The organism is Streptomyces spectabilis, assembly GCF_008704795.1.
Taxonomy (GTDB): Bacteria; Actinomycetota; Actinomycetes; order Streptomycetales; family Streptomycetaceae; genus Streptomyces; species Streptomyces spectabilis.
On sequence record NZ_CP023690.1, the window covers coordinates 8,697,200 to 8,713,373 of the forward strand.

Consider the following 16,174-nt stretch of genomic DNA (forward strand, 5'->3'; position numbering starts at 1 on the left):
GCACGTGCCTCGCGCGCCCATGGCTGTGGGGAGGGCCTCGTGACGTCGTCTCAAGCACAGGACAGGAGCGAGGGCGCGGGCTCGGCCGCCCACGCCGCCAAGGAGGAGACACTGACCGCTGCGGGCCGAGCGGGCTTCGTGGCGCGTGGCGTCGTGTACGTCCTCATCGGAGCCCTGGCGATTCAGATGGCCCTGGGGAGTGGAGGGGAGTCGGCGGACCGTCAGGGGGCGCTGGACCAGGTCGCGGAGCAGCCCTTCGGAAAGGTGATGCTGTGGGCGCTGGTCGTCGGCTTCGCCTGCATGGCGCTGTGGCGGGGCTCCCGCGCGGTCCTGAGCAGGGGGCCCGAGCGGAAGGCCTCCTCGCGGCTTCTGGACGGCGGCCGGGCGATCTTCTACGCCTCGGTCTGCTGGGGAACCGCGGTGTTCGCCGCCGGTGGCGGCCAGGGCTCCAGCGGCAACGCGCAGTCCAAGGACTGGACGGCATCGGTGCTGAAGCTCTCGTACGGCCAGGTCCTTGTGGGGGCCGGGGGCTGTCTCCTGATCGGCATCGGTGTCGTGCTCGCGGTACGGGCGGCGATGCGCAAGTTCCTGCGCCAGCTGGACCTGGGCGCGACGAGCCACCGCACCCGGCAGGTCGTCACCGTCCTGGGGGTGGGAGGAGGCGTGGCACGCGGCCTGGTGTTCGCCGCGGCCGGCACCTTCATCCTGATCGCGGCTATCCGCTTCGACGCGACCGAGGCCAAGGGGGTGGACGCCACGCTGCGCAGCTTCACGCACACCCCGATCGGTCCCTGGCTCCTGGTCGCCGTCGCGATCGGCCTGATCCTCTTCGGAGCCTTCTCCTTCGCCTCGGCCCGCTGGCGCCGCCTGTGAACAGGGACCTCTACGGGCACCAGGTCCACACCGGGCGCTGCCGGGCCTGACCGTCGCACTCAGGACAAGGCTCGGGACCGCAACCGGTGCGGCTGCCCAGAGCTGTATCAACGCCAGGTGCTCTTCTCCTGTGCGGGCTGGATGCTGGGTGTGAGCGAGCCCGACCACGGCCGGCTCTCCTCCGGCATACGCGGTCGGGCTCACCTCGACCATGGACGCCGGTGACGCGCGAGTACATCGGCACCCATGAGAGCCCTCTCGCCCGAGATGTGCCGGTGCGGCGTTCGGCCGCGGAAAGCCGCACCGGGCCGGGAGACAGATCCACCGTGCCCGGAACCGGCGGTCAGGATCAGCCCGTCGTGGCTCCTTCGGGTGGGCCGGCCCCGGATCCGGCGCTCCCGGCGCAGAGACCTTGCCCGCCCCGGAGCAACCATGCCGGGCAGTTCGGCCGAAGTTGCGTCAGCCAGAGAGGGCTTCTGAGAACGCCGGCGATGCCTCAACGGCAGCCGAAGCTCTTTGCGGCACAGGGGCAGGACGCCAGACCAGCGAGAGGCTCGGTGTCGTCGATGAAGGCACGGGCCACGTCGGACAGGCGGCGGTTGTGGGAGCGGGCGTATCCGCGCAGGGCGGTGAATGCTTGTTCCATGTCCATGTTGTGGCGTTCGGCGAGTTTACCCTTGGCCTGTTCGATCAGGACGCGGCTGTTCAGCGCGGTCTGCAACTGCTCGTTGAGGACCATGGTGCGCTGGGTGGACCGTTGCTGCAGGAGGCTGATGGTGGCGACGTCGGCCAGGGCCTGGGCGACGGGCGTGCCCACCGGGTCGAAGGGGCCGGGTGCAAAGCGGAAGAGGTTCAGCGCGCCGACGACTTCGTCCCGCAAGCGCATGGGCAGGGCTTGGACCGCGCCGAACCCGTGAAGCTGGGCCTGGGCGACGAAGCGGGGCCAGTGGGAGGTCTCCGTACGCAGGTCGAGAACGGTCACCGGCGTACCCGTGCGGTAGCAGTCCAGACAGGGGCCCTCGTCGTTCTGGAGCTGGAAGAGCTCCAGCAGGCGCACCTGCTCGTCGGAAGCGGCCATCACGCGCAGGTCGCCGTCGCGGTCGGCGAGCAGCACGCCGGCGGCGCTCGCGCCCAGCATCCCCACGCAGCGGTCGGTCAGCAGACGCAGGAAGTCGATCAGGTCGAAGTCAGCGACCAGATTGTCCGCCAACTCGACGAAGGTCTTGGCCAGGAGCTGCTCATTCATCCTCTACACCCTCTATCGAGACTAGCTCTGCCGAAATCGGACGGGAAGTGCGGCACATCGTGCGTTCACTGGACCGAGCGAGGGAGTCACGGGTCCTCGGCGCTCCGGGTCGGCTCCGTACCGGGGGAGAAGCGGAGTCGGCGGGCCACCACGTCGGCGGCCACGACGGTGAGCCGACGCCCGCGGGCAAAGGCATAGGCGCGCAGCCGGACGAAGGCTTCGTCGATACCGACGCCGAGCTGAACGGTGAGCATGCCGGTGGCCTGGGATATCTCCGCCCGGTACCCGCCCAGGTCCGCGCTCTGTTCCTTCGCCGCGCTGTCGTCGGGTGGTGCGCCTGTCGCGTCGATCCGGGCATCCAGCAGGACCAGCGTCGCGAACTCGGCGAAGGCCAGAGCGTCGGCCAGCTCCTCCTCGCCCAACCGGACCGGGACCTGGGCGTACAGGTCCAGAACCCCGGGGTTGATCGCCCCGATCTGCAGAGGGAGCGCGAAAGCCGCGAGCGCTCCGGCCTCCAGCGCCGCATCGGCGAACACCGGCCAGCACTCCTGCAGTTCACCGATGCGTAAGTCGGGAGTCAGGACGGCCGCGCCGTGCGCGAAGGCGTCCACGCACGGGCCCTCGCCCAATGTGAGTTGCAGCTCCTCCAGCTGCTCGCTGATGTCATCGGTACTGCACAGTGGATGGCTCGCCGTGGTCCGGGACATCGCCGAGAGCCCGGCCCCGTCGACCGGCAGCGCGGCCACCGCCGCCGTACACACGTCCACGACCCCGACACGGCCACCACGCCGGGCCGCCTGCTCGGCGACCAGCACGCGAATCCGTGCCGACCGGCTGTCGGGCATCATCCGGGCCACCGCGTCCAGGCATGATGGGTCAACCCCTCCAGCCTCGCCACGGCTCGCTCTCCGAGGGGAAGCACCAGCACGCGGAACATCGTGTGGCCGGTCGGTCGCCAGATCTCTCCGATGTCCTGCCATCCCCAGGACCGGTGGGCTTCGAGGGCCCGGCGATCGGCCTGGTCCACCAAGGTGGTGCCGAGCGACGCCTGATGGTCGGTCAGGACCCGCTCCTGTAGACGGCGGGCCACATCCTGGCCCAGGACCTGCGGATGCGGACGGACCAGGATGTTGGTGATCGCAAAGACGCTGCTTGACTCGGTGAGTTGCTCGATGCTGCGCGACAGCGCACCTTCGAAGCCGATCCACCAGAAGCCGTCGCCGCGCACCGGGAAACCGAAGGCACACCCCACTAAGCCGTCCGTCTCCGCGATCACCATGGCGAACCCCGGTCGGCGGGTGTCACCGGTGAGACGGTTCAGGAAGTCCTCCCGGCTGGGGCTGCGGTACTCCTTGCCGGGGTCCGTTACGCAGGACTCGACGTACAGATCCGCCAGATCCTGGCGCAAGCCTTCCACCAGCCGGCGGTTCACCCGACGCAGCCGCACCGCGGTCACGCCGGCCGACTCGTCGGCAACGGGCTTGCGTGGCTGCTTCCGCCGGGGCCAGGCCATCACAGCGCACCGCCCGAGACAGCAGGAGCGATCCGACGCAAGGTCTCGGAACACGCCACGGGGAGTGGAACAAGGACGGGAGAGAGGGGGTCCTGGAGAAGGGCTGGTCCTGGAACGGCAGGCAGCCCCATAAGAACGGAGCCGCAACCGGTCAGGTCGATCATCCTCGCCAGCATGGGCGGCGGGTAGTGCAGCCGCAGTGTTCCCCCAGCCGCGGTGGAGCGTAGGAACGCCTCGATGAAGGCGTTGAGGCCGCTGCAGTCGCAGAAGGTGACAGGGGTCAGATCGACGTCGATGGTGCGCATGCCGTCCCGGAGGCATCGCTCAAGCGCCGCACGCATCAGCGGTACCGTCTCCAGATCGATTTCACCGGCCAGGGTGATCAGGGCCCGGGTCCTTCTGTCGTGCCGGTAGACGTTCAACTGCGGTAAGGACATGACGCCTCAGTTCCAGAGATCCGCCGGGCGGAGCCAGAGTGAGGAGCCTGACTCCAGGCTCCTGACGGGACGCTCCCGGCGGAGACAGGCGAACAGGCGGTCCACCAATCTGTCCACCAGAACGAGGAACCGCTCAGTTCCCTCCAAGGGGATGCCACCGGGCGACCGGACGACGTGGTCCGCTCCCCGCAGCCATCTGTGTCGAGCAACAACAGGTCCGCCGGGGTCCAGGACGTCCGTACCTCAGGATAGCCCCCCAACCCGCACCAGACGGCGGTCGGAAGCCGCCCATTCTCAGGGGCTGTCCTCGGCGGTACCCGGTTGCATATCCGGTGTGCAACACGGTGCGTGGAGACGAATACGACGTCCGGCAACCAACGGTCGTCTGCATACGGAAGTCCGTGAACCCTCAAGGAGGTGGCTTCGCGTGACGGAGCCGATCAGCCCAACCCCGCCCGAGCCCTAATCCAGAGAGCCTCATGCCACCGTCGGCGAAAAGCTGCAGACCGGAGCGACGCAGTAGGCCGCGACTCCGCGGCAAGGCGACCGTCGCGGACGGTGTTGTGGAGAAGATCGCCGGGGCCGCCATACGCGAAGTGTCCGGAATCCACGCGCTGGGGGGCAGATTCAGCGCAGCGGCGCGCGACCCGCATCGGCATCGTGCGCCGACCCGCGATCCAGTCCTGGCATGTCCGGCAAGATCGCCCTTACCATTTCCGATCCCCAGCCACCCCGCACCACCAGGCAGCACCGCTGACCTGAACACCGCCCCGGCTTCAGCTGATCCGACGGTCATTGAGCTTCTTCAGCGCTGCCGCTCTAGCGTGAGGATGGCCGTGGCGGTTGACGTCATGCGGTTCGGGCTGCATCGGGGCCTGCGTTCGATGCCGGTGGTCAGCCACGGGCCGGTGCCCTGGTAGGCGAGATCGGTCAGGATGGAATGCCCTGGCGCTCGCAATTCCGGATGATCCGGTGGGTGCGGGCGGCGGTCAGGTCGTGAGTGCGGCCCGGCAGGGCGGGCGAAGGCCACAGCCACCGGCCGCCTGGGACGGTGACGACCTGCACGTGCACTGCATGGCGCCGGTGTTCGTGGGAGTGGTCGGCCCGGCCGTCGCCGACGCGGCCGCACTCGGCGAGGGTGCCGTCCAGCAGGGCAAAGTCCGCGTCGCTCTCGCGCAGGACCTTCAGTAGGCCCGGTGCTCGTTCGGCGACCAGGCGGACGACCGTATTGGTGCGGGCGTGGGCGGTGGACTCGCTGATCCCGAACTCGGCGGCGATCTACGCCAGAGTGGTGTGCGCGCAGGTACGCCGGTGCCGCCATCGCGCTGGGACGGGCGGAGCGCGCTTCGGCGGTCGCCCTCATGCGTGACGATCAGCAGGGTGACCCGCTCCACGCGTGGGTGCGGCAGGTCGAGTGCTGCAGGATGCGCGCCCGACGAGGCCCCCGGGCACTGTGATGGAGACGTCAGACGTCTCGGTCAACAGCCCGGGGGCCTCGCTCGTTCGCGCTTCATGGGCCGTCACCTGATCGGTTGATCGGTGGCCGACTCGAAGAAGCTCAGTGATCCGTTGTCCGTGCCGTGGCGCCTTGGGGTGCCTCTGGGGCCTGGGGTTGTGCTGTGGCCCCGAAGAGGCTGGGACGCGGGCTTGGTCCGTTCCCCGGCGGTCGGGTCAGCAGGGGAGAGTGGACCTGCCGGCCGCACCGGTAGCGCCGGTGGTGCCGTCGGCGGTGAACGTGGCAGCGGTGCCATTGCCGCCGGGCTGGCCCGGGCACACCGGACTGGCCGCGCCGCCGGCGCCACCAAGGCCGCCCTTGTGGCTGCCGCCGGCTGTGGAGGCACCCCCGTTGCCGCCCTTGCCGCCGGCGATGCCGGTTCCGGCGTCGCCTACGCCGCCTACGCCGCCTTGGCCGCCGGTGCCACCGAGGGTGGCCGCGCCGCCGCTGCCGCCGCTGCCGCCGTTGCCGTTGGCGCCGCCCGCGCCGCCCGTGCCACCGGCACCGCCGGTGCTCGCGCTGCCGTCGCCGTTGCCGCCGACACCTCCGTTGCCGCCATTGCCGTTGGCTCCGGCCGCTCCGCCAGTACCGCCAAGGCCGCCGACGCCGCCGTTGGTTGCCACGCCGTCGGCACCGTTGACTCCGGGCATTCCGAGGACGCCCAGACTGGTTGACGTCCGGGGGGTCTCGGCCCGGGCCGTCGCAGAAGCAAGGGCCGGGGTGAAGGCCAGGCCGACCACAGCGATCGCGGCGATCAAGGCTGTGCGGGGGATGGTGGTGGTGCGCGTATAGCGCATGAGGTACGCCTTCCATGGTGCACAGCCAGAGAAATTCTCCGGCTGGCAAATCATCAGCTTAGCCAGGAAGGGAGCTCACCACATCCCACAGAGTGATCAAATGTCTTTAAATGCACCAATTAACAAAACTTTGGCTGTAAATTTCTAAAATTACCCTGTGGCCGGATGCGCCGACCGCGAACCTGGACGGACGGCGGGCACGAGCTCTGCGGCGTGGCACGTGTGGCGTGGCGCCGCGGTGGACGCACAAGCGCGCGGTCAGCGGCAATATCGCCCGCTGACCGCGGTCTGGCTACGCGACGTCACCCGGTCCGGCCGGTGCGGCTCACCGAGCGATCCGGCCGCAGTTGGTGCCGCTCCTGCCGGCCGACTCGCCAGCGATCACACCGCCCCAGGAGACGCAATAGCCTCTGGCGTCCAGGTAGACCGGACCCGCATACGATCGGTAATACCCGTCGTCATCGGCGTAGTCCCGGGTGTCGTCCCGTTGGACCCAGACGTACATGTGGACGGCGGGACCCGCTGTGGTGCGGATAGTCACGGCACAGTTCTTGCCCGTCGCGGAGCTATAGGTCAGATACGACGTCCCCGCCTTCCCTATGTTGATCTGATTCACGACTTTGTAGCCGGGACCGCATACCTTGTTGTACGCGGCTGCGGCTGCGGGCGGGGCCGCTGCCGCCCCGGTGGCCATGACCATGACGCCCCCTGCCGCCAGTGCCACGGCGGCTCCCGCCACCCGGGTGTATCCCCTGCGTTCCATGCGCCCTCCCCGAAATGGGTGTCCAGTGCACCGCCTGAAGCAACGTCAACTCTTGTCGACGACTCCCCCGAGGGCGCTCTTGCCTATAGAGACACAGTCGATGCCCGCGCCAGTTGCACGCCCGCGCTCCGCATCTCTGGCACCCGTACCCTCCGGCACCAGAACACACAGCGCTCCCCTTGCCACGCCGGACGGCGGGCCGGGCGCCTCCTTCCGCCCAAGCCGGGTCCTCTCATCTACGTACTCCTCCTGTCCCCGACACGCAGGGGCCGGGCCCAGGGAACGCTCGGCGCAGCCACCACCAGGTGCTCGCACCAGGTCCTGCTTGGACACTGCCTTGCCACCGCTGGTCAGCAACCCGAAGACGTAGCCCGCTTTGCGTCGGCCTCGCGCGGGCAGGCTGAACCCTCGCCAGAGGGCTTCCGCGTCGAACCGTAGGAGTGTGGTGTCCATCCCCGGCAGGAACGGCATGTCGGAGGAGCGGGCGGGCGCCATCACCGCATGCAGTGCGGCGTCGTCCGGATGTGCATCGCGCATCACGATGCGCAGCCGGTGGGCGGTGGCGCCCCGCGCCCGGTCCGTCCCGGTCGGCGACGGCAGCCGCCACAAGGCGGTCCAGCCTCAGTCCGCGGTCATCGGTCGTGAACGTGCTGTAGCCGAGGGCGTCTTGCTCGTCCGGGTGCGTGAACTGGGGCCGCTCACGGGATCCGTCCGCGTTGATCACCGTGAGGTCGTCGGAGCGGTCGTCCGCCACCAGCTTCTCGTCGACATGAACACTGATGATCCCGCCGAGCAGCAGGTCGACCACGCGGCCTGGCTCCATCAAGTCCTGGTACTCGTATCCGCAGTGCGTGGCAGTGAGATCACTGGGCTTCCTTGAGTTGGCCACCGGTCGGGTGACGGGCCGTGAAGCGCAGCGAGCGAGGCCCCGGGCTGTTGACCGAGATGTCTGACGCCTCCATCGCGTGACTCGGGGGCCTCGTTGGTCGTCCGTCCTGCGGCACTCGACCTGCTGCACGCACTCGTGGGGTGGGTCACCTTGCTGATCGTCAGCCGTGAGGGCGGCCGCCGATTCAAGCTCCGCCCGTCCCGGCGCGTGATGGTGGCACTGGTGTACCTGCGTGAACACACCACCTTGGCAACGACCGTCGCCGGATTCGGGATCAGCAAGTCCACTGCCCACGCCTACACCAGCGCGGCCGTCCGCCCGCTCGCCGAACGAGCACCGGGCCCGCTGAAGGGGCCTGCGCGAGAGCGATGCGGACGTCGTCCTGCTGAACGGCACCCTCACCGACGGCGACCGCGTCGGCGACGGCCGGGCCAACTACTCCCACAAACACCGACGCCACGGTGTGAATGTGCAGGTGGTCACCGACCCTGGCGGCCGGCTGCTGTGGCTCTCGCCCGTCCTGCCGGGCACTCACCACCTGACCGCCACCCGCGCCCACCGGATCATCCGGATCTGCGAGCGCCAGGGCGTTCCCATCCTGGCCGATCTCGCCTACCAGGGCGGTGGCCCGTGGCCGACCACCGGATCCAACGCAGGCCCCTGGAACTCACCCCCACCGAGCAGACCATCACCCGGGCCCTGGCCGCGACACGGGCACCGGTCGAACGAGGCATCGCCCGCCTGAAGTCCTGGCGCATCCCCCGCAAGTCCCGATGCAGCCCGAACCGCATGACGTCAATCGCCAAGGCCATTCTCACGCTGGAGCGGCAACGCTGAGAAAGCTGATTGGGTGCCTCTAAAGTCCCCGTCGTCGCGTGCGGTGCCTGCGACCGCCTCAGCCCCTGGGGTCTTTCCCTTTCGCACCATCCCCGCCCAGAAACATGTTCGAGGCGAGTCCTGGTCATTGCCTCTCCGTGCTCTTGACGGTTCCATCGGCGGGCATAGTATGACACTCACCAGCGGATTTCGCTTGCCGATTCCACTGGCCGATGAGGGGGAACTGCTCCTGTATTCAAGGAGCATCAGCGGGGTTCACCCCCGCCAAATTATCGCGCCGCTGAGCGGCGCCAAGTGGCATTCGACAGAGGGGGCGTTGTGACGTCTTCCGACATTGAAGTCGAACGGAAGCAAAAGGTCACTGATTCACTCCAGTTCATTGATGGCCTGGAGCTCGATCTTCCAGAAATGAACTATTTCCCTGCAGGCGTTGCGCTGCAGGCGGAAGAAGAGTCGGCCGCGGTCGTCGCGGGATCCGTCGTCGCTTTCACCGACGGCCTGAACGGCCAGCAGAAGTCCGATGTCCTCAACTCCACGCTGCTCGCGCAGCTCGCGGCGAACAAGAAGTTCGACCGGGAGAAGGACACCGACAAGTGGTACGGCTTCTACCGGTCGGTGCTCGAGCAGGTCGGCTGGGTCGTGCCGTCCTTCTCGTTCGCCAAGCTCTCGGTGGCCGGCTCCCGGTTCACCGTGGACCGGGCCGTCATCGCGCTGCTCCAGGCCATCGCCACGGGCAGCGAACTGACGGTGGCGAAGGCCGCCATCGCGGCGCTGAAGGCCCTGCCGGACAGGGACCGTCGCGTGGTGCTCTTCGAGAGCAGCTCGCACAGCGAGAAGCTGGGCAACTTCCAGATCTCGGCGTGCGGCGTCTCGGCACGCGACACCGTCGTGATGAAGATCGGCGCGTTCCACTTCACGACCAGCGAACGCGTCACGCGTGTGCTGTTCTTCAGCTTCCCGCGCTCCAGCACGACGATGTTCCAGTCCCGTCAGACGATGACGCTCAACGAGGACGTGTACGAACAGGTCCGCGAGGCGATCATCAGGAAGCTCGGCGACAAGGCCGACAAGTTCATCGACGAGCTGGAGATCTAGGACGCCGGACGGACGTCCGGAACCTGACCTCGTGATGGACAAGCCCGAGCAGGAGCGCCTGGCGGCGCTGGATGCGATGACGGACTGGGACCTGGGGCCCGAACCCGTACCACCGGGCCCCTTGACCCCGGTCCCGCGGGGCGGTGCGGGTGCCGCGGTCGACGGCGGCGCCCTCGTCGTCCTCTCGGCCGCGGTTTCCGAAGGGCACGGAAGGGATGTGCTCCATTCCGTTCTCCTGGCCCAGCTGGTGGCCAACAAGAAGTACGACCGGCATGCAGAAGCGGAGAATTGGTACCGCTCGTACGGGGAAACTCTCGAACGGGTCGGCTGGGTCATCAAGGAACATGAGGGGCTCGCCCGGCACAAGCCCCGTAAATTCCCCTATCGTCTAGGGCCCGTGATCCTGAAGGTGCTCGCCCGCATTTCCGATGCGCCGTCGGTGGAACGGGTGACCGCGGCGCTGAAGGTTCTCACGGCGCTGCCCGACGATGACCCGGCGGCGAAGCTCTTCGAAAAGGAGAGCCATGTCGAACGTGCCGGGAATTTCCAGGTCGTCGCCGTAGACGAGGCGGCCGGTCTTGTGACCATGCAGCTCGCCAGATTCCGTTTCCGCGTCGAGGATGAAGCCACGGAGATCGGGCGGCTGCTGCGTACGGAATTCCATGCCGGTGCCGAAGTGTTCCGCGGGTCGCAGATACTCGATCTGAACGACGAGGTATACGGGCCGCTGCGCGACGGGGTCGCCGCGAAGCTGGGGGCCCGGGCCGATGCGTTGATCGCGCCGGTGGGCGGGCCTGCCCGGTAATCGTTGCCTGGCCTCCGTCTACCGCGGGCTGACCTGTGAACGGACAGCGCGGGAAGGCGGGGGGCGGGTGGGCGAGAAGCGGCGGCCGACGAGGATGCCGCGGGCCGTGCGTGAGCAGCAGACGCTGGATGCGGCAGTGCGGATCTTCGGGCAGCGGGGCGGCTATCGGGCAGCGTCCATCGCTGAGACCGCGGAACCCGTGTGCGTGACGGACCCGTTCGATCAGCTCCCGGCGTTCATCCGACAGGCTGCCAGGACACCCGTCGTGCGGGTTCATGTTTGAGATGTACCGCGCGGCGGCCGGCACGGCCAGGGGGCAAAGGCAAAGGCCGGTGGTCAGGGGCGTGCTGGGAGGTGACAGGAGGTGCCGGGATGAAACGACCCACTGCTGTCAAAGCGCGGCCTTCCGGCTCGACCACCCCTTCCGTCCCGTGGCAGCAGGGCTACGAAATCGCCATGACTCATGATGAAACAGAGCAAACGATCAGTAGCGCCCCACCGGCGCTCTCGTTACGCCCGGGCGCAAACCGCGCCATCCGGAACCGGCCTGCACGGCTGAACGGGCCTCTGGACCTGTTCCGGAACCAGGCCGGCAACTATGTGGACGCGTCTGCGTATGGCATCACGTGCAGGGCGCTGGCCTTCGTGCTCGGCGGTCTCACCTTGGCGGCCGCGCTGGGACTGCGGCGAACGTCGCCAGGGTCAGGGGGAGGAGTCGTTTCAGCACGGATCGTGCCGCCTCTCCGGTGTGGACCCGGCCGAATGCGCTCGCCGCGCGGGCCAGAGCATCGAAGTCCTCTTCCGGCACTATGCCAAGTTCCTGGATGGCGTCAGGGAGCAGGCCAACCGGCTGATTGAGCAGTCCATGCAGGAGTGGGACCGCGTCAGCCAGGGCTCGGCGCCTGCGGGGTGAGTCGGGGTTTTGGTCCGTGACTGGTCCGGAAGAGCTGGTCAGAGGCGGGATAGCGGTGGGAGGAACTGGGAGTTACAGCGTAAATCGGGCCCTGCTCTGAGCGGGCCGAGCGGAAGGCGCCTGACCGGCAAAAGCCCAGGTCAGGCGCCTTTTTACGTGCCTCTAGAAGAAGCCGAGCTTCTTCGGCGAGTACGACACGAGGAGGTTCTTGGTCTGCTGGTAGTGCTCCAGCATCATCTTGTGCGTCTCGCGGCCGATGCCGGACTGCTTGTAGCCGCCGAAGGCGGCGTGCGCCGGGTAGGCGTGGTAGCAGTTCGTCCACACGCGACCCGCCTGGATGGAACGGCCCGCGCGGTAGGCGGTGTTGATGTCGCGCGTCCACACACCCGCACCGAGCCCGTACAGGGTGTCATTGGCGATCTTGATGGCGTCGTCGAAGTCGTTGAACGACGCGACCGAGACGACCGGGCCGAAGATCTCCTCCTGGAAGATCCGCATCCGGTTGTCGCCCTCGAAGATCGTCGGCTGTACGTACCAGCCGCCCGCCAACTCGCCGTCGTACTCGATGCGCTGGCCGCCGGTGAGGACCTTCGCGCCCTCCTGCTGGCCGATGTCCAGGTAGGAGAGGATCTTCTCCAACTGGTCGTTGGAGGCCTGGGCGCCGATCATCGTGTCCGTGTCCAGCGGGTGGCCCGGCTTGATCAGCTCGGTGCGGGCGACCGCCGCCTCCAGGAACTCGCTGTAGTTCCCGCGCTGGACTAGCGCACGCGAGGGACAGGTGCAGACCTCTCCCTGGTTGAGCGCGAACATCGTGAAGCCCTCGAGGGCCTTGTCGCGGAAGTCGTCGTCGGCCGCCCAGACGTCGTCGAAGAAGATGTTCGGGCTCTTGCCGCCCAGCTCCAACGTGACCGGCTTGATGTTCTCCGAGGCGTACTGCATGATCAGCCGCCCCGTCGTGGTCTCGCCGGTGAACGCGACCTTCGTCACGCGCGGGCTGGACGCCAGCGGCTTGCCCGCCTCCACGCCGAAGCCGTTGACGACGTTCACCACTCCGGGCGGCAGCAGGTCGCTCACCAGGCTCAGCCACACGTGGATCGACGCCGGGGTCTGCTCGGCGGGCTTGAGCACCACGGCGTTCCCGGCGGCGAGCGCGGGCGCCAGCTTCCACGTCGCCATCAGGATCGGGAAGTTCCACGGAATGATCTGCGCCACCACACCGAGCGGCTCGTGGAAGTGGTACGCCACGGTGTCGTCGTCGACCTCGCTGAGCGTCCCCTCCTGCGCGCGGATCACCCCCGCGAAGTACCGGAAGTGATCGATGGCGAGCGGAATGTCCGCCGCCAGCGTCTCCCGCACCGGCTTGCCGTTCTCCCAGCTCTCCGCCACCGCCAACTGTTCGAGGTTGGCCTCCATGCGGTCCGCGATCTGCCGGAGGACGGCCGCGCGCTCACCGGCGGACGTACGCCCCCACGCGGGCGCGGCCGCGTGCGCCGCGTCCAGCGCCCGCTCCACGTCCTCGGCCGTACCCCGGGCGATCTCCGTGAACGGCTGCCCGTTGACCGGGCTCGGGTTCTCGAAGTACTGCCCACGCGCCGGCGGCACGTACTCGCCCCCGATGAAGTGGTCGTACCTGGCCTGGTAGGACACGACTGCGCCCTCGGTACCGGGCGCCGCGTAACGGGCCATCTTGACTGCCTCCCCGGACACGCTGCCCGCCGTTGGGCAGCTCTCGGCCGGAGCGTACGGAGAGCCAGGTTGCAAGTACGTTGCGTGCGGTCGGGGCGGCGCGCACTTCGGCACGTGTGCGGGCGCATGTACGGGGGACCGCGCTTACGGTCGGGGCGCGCGGCCGTAGCCGTCCGTCGCGAACTCCTGGTCGAGGGCCCGGAGTCGAGCCACCACCGGTGCCGTCGGCCGCACCGCCGCCAGCGCCCGCCATGCCTCCACGTCGTCCTCGCCCCACGGCGCGTGCGCCCAGTCCGACAGGAGGTCCGGGTCGCCGCGGGCGATCAGCGCCGCCCGCATCTGATCCGTGAGCCGCCGCCGCAGGCGCACCACCGCGGGCGCCTGCGCCCCCGGCAGCAGCGGTCCCGAGTAGACGGAGAACGCCGCCGTCACCGCCCCGCAGCCGAGGCGCCGCTCCACCACGTCCACATCCGACGTGACCGGCACCGCGAGGCGGTACGGCCGCGACCGCAGCACCTCGGGCCCGAGGACCTGCCGCAGCCGCGTCAGCTCCGCCCGCAACGTCACGGGCGTCACCGCCTCGTCCTCATACAGCGCGCACAGCAATTCGTCACCGCTGAGGCCCTCCGGGTGCCGGGCCAGCAACACCATGATCTCGCTGTGCCGCCGACTCAGGCGCCGCTTGCGTCCACCCACGAGCACCAAGGCCTCGTCCCGGCCGAGCGCCGTCAGTTCCAGGGTGTCCGCGGGGTCCACCTCCGGTGCCAGCAGGGCCAGTTGCGACTCCGCCGCCCTCGCCACCGCCTGCACGAAGGCCAGGCTGTGCGGATGCGCCAGGCCGTCCCCGCCGGTCACGTCGACAGCCCCGAGCAGCCTCCCGGTGCGTGGATCGTGCACCGGCGCGGCCGCACACGTCCACGACTGGACCTCGCGGACGAAGTGCTCCGTGGCGAACACCTGCACCGGGCGGTCGACGGCCACGGCCGTCCCCGGCGCATTGGTTCCCATCGCCGACTCCGCCCAGCGCGCGCCCGGCACGAAGTTCATCCGCCCCGCCCGCGCCCGCGTCGTGGCGTGGCCCTCGACCCACAACATCCTGCCGTGCGCGTCGCACACCGCCAGCAGATGCTCGCCGTCCTTGGCGAAGCCGCCCATCAGCTCCCGGAACAGCGGCATCACCCGCGACAGCGGATGCTCCGCCCGATAGGCGCCCAGGTCCCCGGCCGTCAGCTCGACCGAGGCCCCGGTGTCCGCGGGGCTGACCCGGGCCCGCGCCGAACGCCGCCACGAGTCGGCCACCACGGACCGCACCGGGCGGGTCACGGCGCCCGCCGTGGTGAACCGCTCATGGGCACGGCGCATCGTGCGCACCCGCTCAGCGGGGTCGGCGCCGGGCTCGAGAGCCACCCATGGATCGGTCAAGTCGGCCTCCCGGACGGCGGTGACGGCGGTGACGGCGGTGACGGCGATGGCAGCGGTGCGGTGCTGCCATCGTCACCCCGGGAACAGAAGCCGACAAGCGCCAGCGCGACCCCGCTGGCCGGTCTTCCCCGGCCGTCAGACGGAGTTGATCATGCGGATGTAGCGCGACCAGTCCCAGTACCGTCCGGGGTCCGTGTGATCGGCGCCGGGAACCTCGACGTGGCCGATGATGTGCTGGCGGTCCTTGGGGATGGCGTACTTGTCGCAGATCGCCGCTGTCAGAAGGGCGGACTGCTCGTACATCTCGTCGGTGAAGTACTCCGGTTGATCCACCCATCCTTCGTGTTCGATGCCGATGCTGCGCGTGTTGTAGGTCCAGTTGCCCGCGTGCCAGGCGACGTTCCGCTCGCTGACGCACTGCGCGATGTGTCCGTCCGACGAGCGGACCACGTAGTGCGCGGACACCTTCTTCGCCGGGTTCTTGAAGATGGCCAGCGTGTCGGCGTACGTCTCCTGGGTGACGTGGACGACGACATACGTGATGGGGTAGCTGGTGGGGCGGTTGGAGGCCGTGTAGTTCGAGGAGCTGGCCGGTACCCATTCGACGGGCGGATAGGCGGCCGCGCGCGTCTGCGCCACGGCGTGGGGGGACGTCAGCAGAGCCGAAGGCACGGCGGCGAGGGCCGCGCCCTGGAGGAGCCGGCGCCTGCTGAGCAGGGCTCTCGGCGTGCGCGCCGCCTGTGGTCGGGAGCCGTCTCCTGCCGCGTCGGGCGTCTGGCGCGTCGCTCGTTCACTTGCTTGATCCATGGCTGTTCTGCCTCTCGGTGGGGGGAGGGGCTGGGCCGCACGGCGTGTGCGTCTCAGGGGGTGTGGAGGGCTGGATCTTGCAGGGAGAGCTTCATATCTCGTGGCGCGCGGCATGGCCGCGATGGCGCTGTGCGGGGCCCGAGGCGGTCGCGCCGAGGGTTGTCGATCCGTGAGCTGCCGATCCGTGAGCTGTTGAGCCGGTCGGCGTCGTGGCCGTCTCCCGCAGCCGGGTGTGCGGGCCGCGGTGGCTCTCACGCACGGGCAGCCGCTCCTCGCGGAGCTTCGCCCTGAACGTGTGGTTCGTGGCGCGGACGTTCGCCGGGGTTGCCTGCACAGTGTGAGCGGCGTGTCGACTGGCGTCCAGATTGGTGAAGTCGAAATTCTGTGGGCGGGCGGCGAGCAGGGGTGGGGTGCTCATCGGATCGTGCTCATCGGGTGGTGCTCCGCTCTGGGCCGTGTGGTTGGGGCGGGCTGTTGGGCCGGTCCGGGCCAAGCGGATGGTCCGGGCTGCGCGGTTGGTCCGGGCTGAGCAGGTGGTCGAGGTCGTGCGGCTGGGCCGGGCGGTGGGGCTTGGGGTCGCGCGGCTCTGGGGCGAG

General features: G+C 69.0%; 14 protein-coding genes and 3 pseudogenes. 7 read left to right on the forward strand and 10 right to left on the reverse strand.

The features are described from left to right. Positions 1–39: 39 nt before the first annotated feature. Positions 40–873, forward strand: a complete 834-nt coding sequence (locus tag CP982_RS37000; RefSeq protein WP_229879006.1) for a DUF1206 domain-containing protein — start codon at positions 40–42, stop codon at positions 871–873. 496 nt (positions 874–1,369) lie between these two features. On the opposite strand, the gene CP982_RS37005 is transcribed toward CP982_RS37000, so the two are convergent. From CP982_RS37005 to CP982_RS37040, 7 genes and pseudogenes are all read right to left on the reverse strand, one after another. Beyond that, positions 1,370–2,119, reverse strand: a complete 750-nt coding sequence (locus tag CP982_RS37005) for a GAF and ANTAR domain-containing protein (RefSeq protein WP_150514469.1) — start codon at positions 2,117–2,119, stop codon at positions 1,370–1,372. Positions 2,120–2,205: 86 nt separating this feature from the next. Next, positions 2,206–2,967: an ANTAR domain-containing protein gene (locus tag CP982_RS37010; protein WP_229879007.1), complete on the reverse strand. Its 762-nt coding sequence runs from the start codon at positions 2,965–2,967 to the stop codon at positions 2,206–2,208. Further along, complete coding sequence (locus CP982_RS37015) at positions 2,964–3,632, reverse strand: hypothetical protein (RefSeq protein WP_184925392.1); 669 nt, start codon at positions 3,630–3,632, stop codon at positions 2,964–2,966. The genes CP982_RS37010 and CP982_RS37015 overlap by 4 nt, the downstream gene beginning before the upstream one ends. After that, positions 3,632–4,069, reverse strand: a complete 438-nt coding sequence (locus CP982_RS37020; RefSeq protein ID WP_150514471.1) for an STAS domain-containing protein — start codon at positions 4,067–4,069, stop codon at positions 3,632–3,634. The genes CP982_RS37015 and CP982_RS37020 overlap by 1 nt, the downstream gene beginning before the upstream one ends. Before the next feature lie 805 nt (positions 4,070–4,874). Beyond that, positions 4,875–5,538, reverse strand: a pseudogene (locus tag CP982_RS37030) (transposase family protein). A gap of 202 nt (positions 5,539–5,740) precedes the next feature. Continuing rightward, complete coding sequence (locus tag CP982_RS37035; RefSeq protein ID WP_150514472.1) at positions 5,741–6,361, reverse strand: hypothetical protein; 621 nt, start codon at positions 6,359–6,361, stop codon at positions 5,741–5,743. A 325-nt stretch (positions 6,362–6,686) separates the two neighbouring features. After that, on the reverse strand, positions 6,687–7,124 hold the full coding sequence (locus CP982_RS37040; protein ID WP_150514473.1) for a spore-associated protein A: 438 nt from the start codon (positions 7,122–7,124) through the stop codon (positions 6,687–6,689). Positions 7,125–7,566: 442 nt separating this feature from the next. On the opposite strand from CP982_RS37040, the gene CP982_RS37045 reads away from it, so the two are divergent. From CP982_RS37045 to CP982_RS37070, 6 genes and pseudogenes are all read left to right on the forward strand, one after another. Further along, complete coding sequence (locus CP982_RS37045) at positions 7,567–8,004, forward strand: hypothetical protein (protein ID WP_150514474.1); 438 nt, start codon at positions 7,567–7,569, stop codon at positions 8,002–8,004. Positions 8,005–8,106: 102 nt separating this feature from the next. Further along, a pseudogene (locus tag CP982_RS37050) lies at positions 8,107–8,850 on the forward strand (transposase). Between the two features lie 318 nt (positions 8,851–9,168). Next, positions 9,169–9,945 (forward strand): hypothetical protein, encoded by a 777-nt coding sequence (locus CP982_RS37055; RefSeq protein ID WP_150514475.1) that lies wholly within the window; start codon positions 9,169–9,171, stop codon positions 9,943–9,945. Between the two features lie 31 nt (positions 9,946–9,976). Beyond that, the gene (locus tag CP982_RS37060; RefSeq protein WP_150514476.1) at positions 9,977–10,750 is read left to right on the forward strand and encodes a hypothetical protein; all 774 of its coding nucleotides are present in this window, start codon (positions 9,977–9,979) and stop codon (positions 10,748–10,750) included. A 94-nt stretch (positions 10,751–10,844) separates the two neighbouring features. After that, positions 10,845–10,967 (forward strand): annotated as a pseudogene (locus CP982_RS42805) (TetR family transcriptional regulator); the annotation flags it as partial. Between the two features lie 531 nt (positions 10,968–11,498). Next, positions 11,499–11,663 carry an integrase gene (locus tag CP982_RS37070; protein ID WP_150514477.1) on the forward strand — a complete coding sequence of 55 codons (165 nt, stop codon included), beginning with the start codon at positions 11,499–11,501 and terminating at the stop codon, positions 11,661–11,663. Between the two features lie 162 nt (positions 11,664–11,825). Here the strand turns inward: CP982_RS37070 and exaC are convergent, their stop codons facing one another. From exaC to CP982_RS37085, 3 genes are all read right to left on the reverse strand, one after another. Beyond that, a complete protein-coding gene (gene exaC / locus CP982_RS37075) occupies positions 11,826–13,349 on the reverse strand; it encodes an acetaldehyde dehydrogenase ExaC (protein ID WP_150514478.1) in 1,524 nt (507 codons plus the stop codon). 144 nt (positions 13,350–13,493) lie between these two features. Beyond that, complete coding sequence (locus tag CP982_RS37080; RefSeq protein WP_150514479.1) at positions 13,494–14,771, reverse strand: GAF domain-containing protein; 1,278 nt, start codon at positions 14,769–14,771, stop codon at positions 13,494–13,496. A 135-nt stretch (positions 14,772–14,906) separates the two neighbouring features. Continuing rightward, positions 14,907–15,578 carry an N-acetylmuramoyl-L-alanine amidase gene (locus CP982_RS37085; protein ID WP_150514480.1) on the reverse strand — a complete coding sequence of 224 codons (672 nt, stop codon included), beginning with the start codon at positions 15,576–15,578 and terminating at the stop codon, positions 14,907–14,909. Positions 15,579–16,174 lie beyond the last annotated feature (596 nt).

Coding starts and splice junctions, on each gene's coding strand:
- CP982_RS37040 (WP_150514473.1), bottom strand. CDS start 7,124: ATGGAACGCAGGGGATACACCCGGGTGGCGGGAGCCGCCGTGGCACTG.
- CP982_RS37005 (WP_150514469.1), bottom strand. CDS start 2,119: ATGAATGAGCAGCTCCTGGCCAAGACCTTCGTCGAGTTGGCGGACAAT.
- CP982_RS37085 (WP_150514480.1), bottom strand. CDS start 15,578: ATGGATCAAGCAAGTGAACGAGCGACGCGCCAGACGCCCGACGCGGCA.
- CP982_RS37035 (WP_150514472.1), bottom strand. CDS start 6,361: ATGCGCTATACGCGCACCACCACCATCCCCCGCACAGCCTTGATCGCC.
- CP982_RS37015 (WP_184925392.1), bottom strand. CDS start 3,632: ATGGCCTGGCCCCGGCGGAAGCAGCCACGCAAGCCCGTTGCCGACGAG.
- CP982_RS37010 (WP_229879007.1), bottom strand. CDS start 2,967: ATGATGCCCGACAGCCGGTCGGCACGGATTCGCGTGCTGGTCGCCGAG.
- CP982_RS37020 (WP_150514471.1), bottom strand. CDS start 4,069: ATGTCCTTACCGCAGTTGAACGTCTACCGGCACGACAGAAGGACCCGG.
- exaC (WP_150514478.1), bottom strand. CDS start 13,349: ATGGCCCGTTACGCGGCGCCCGGTACCGAGGGCGCAGTCGTGTCCTAC.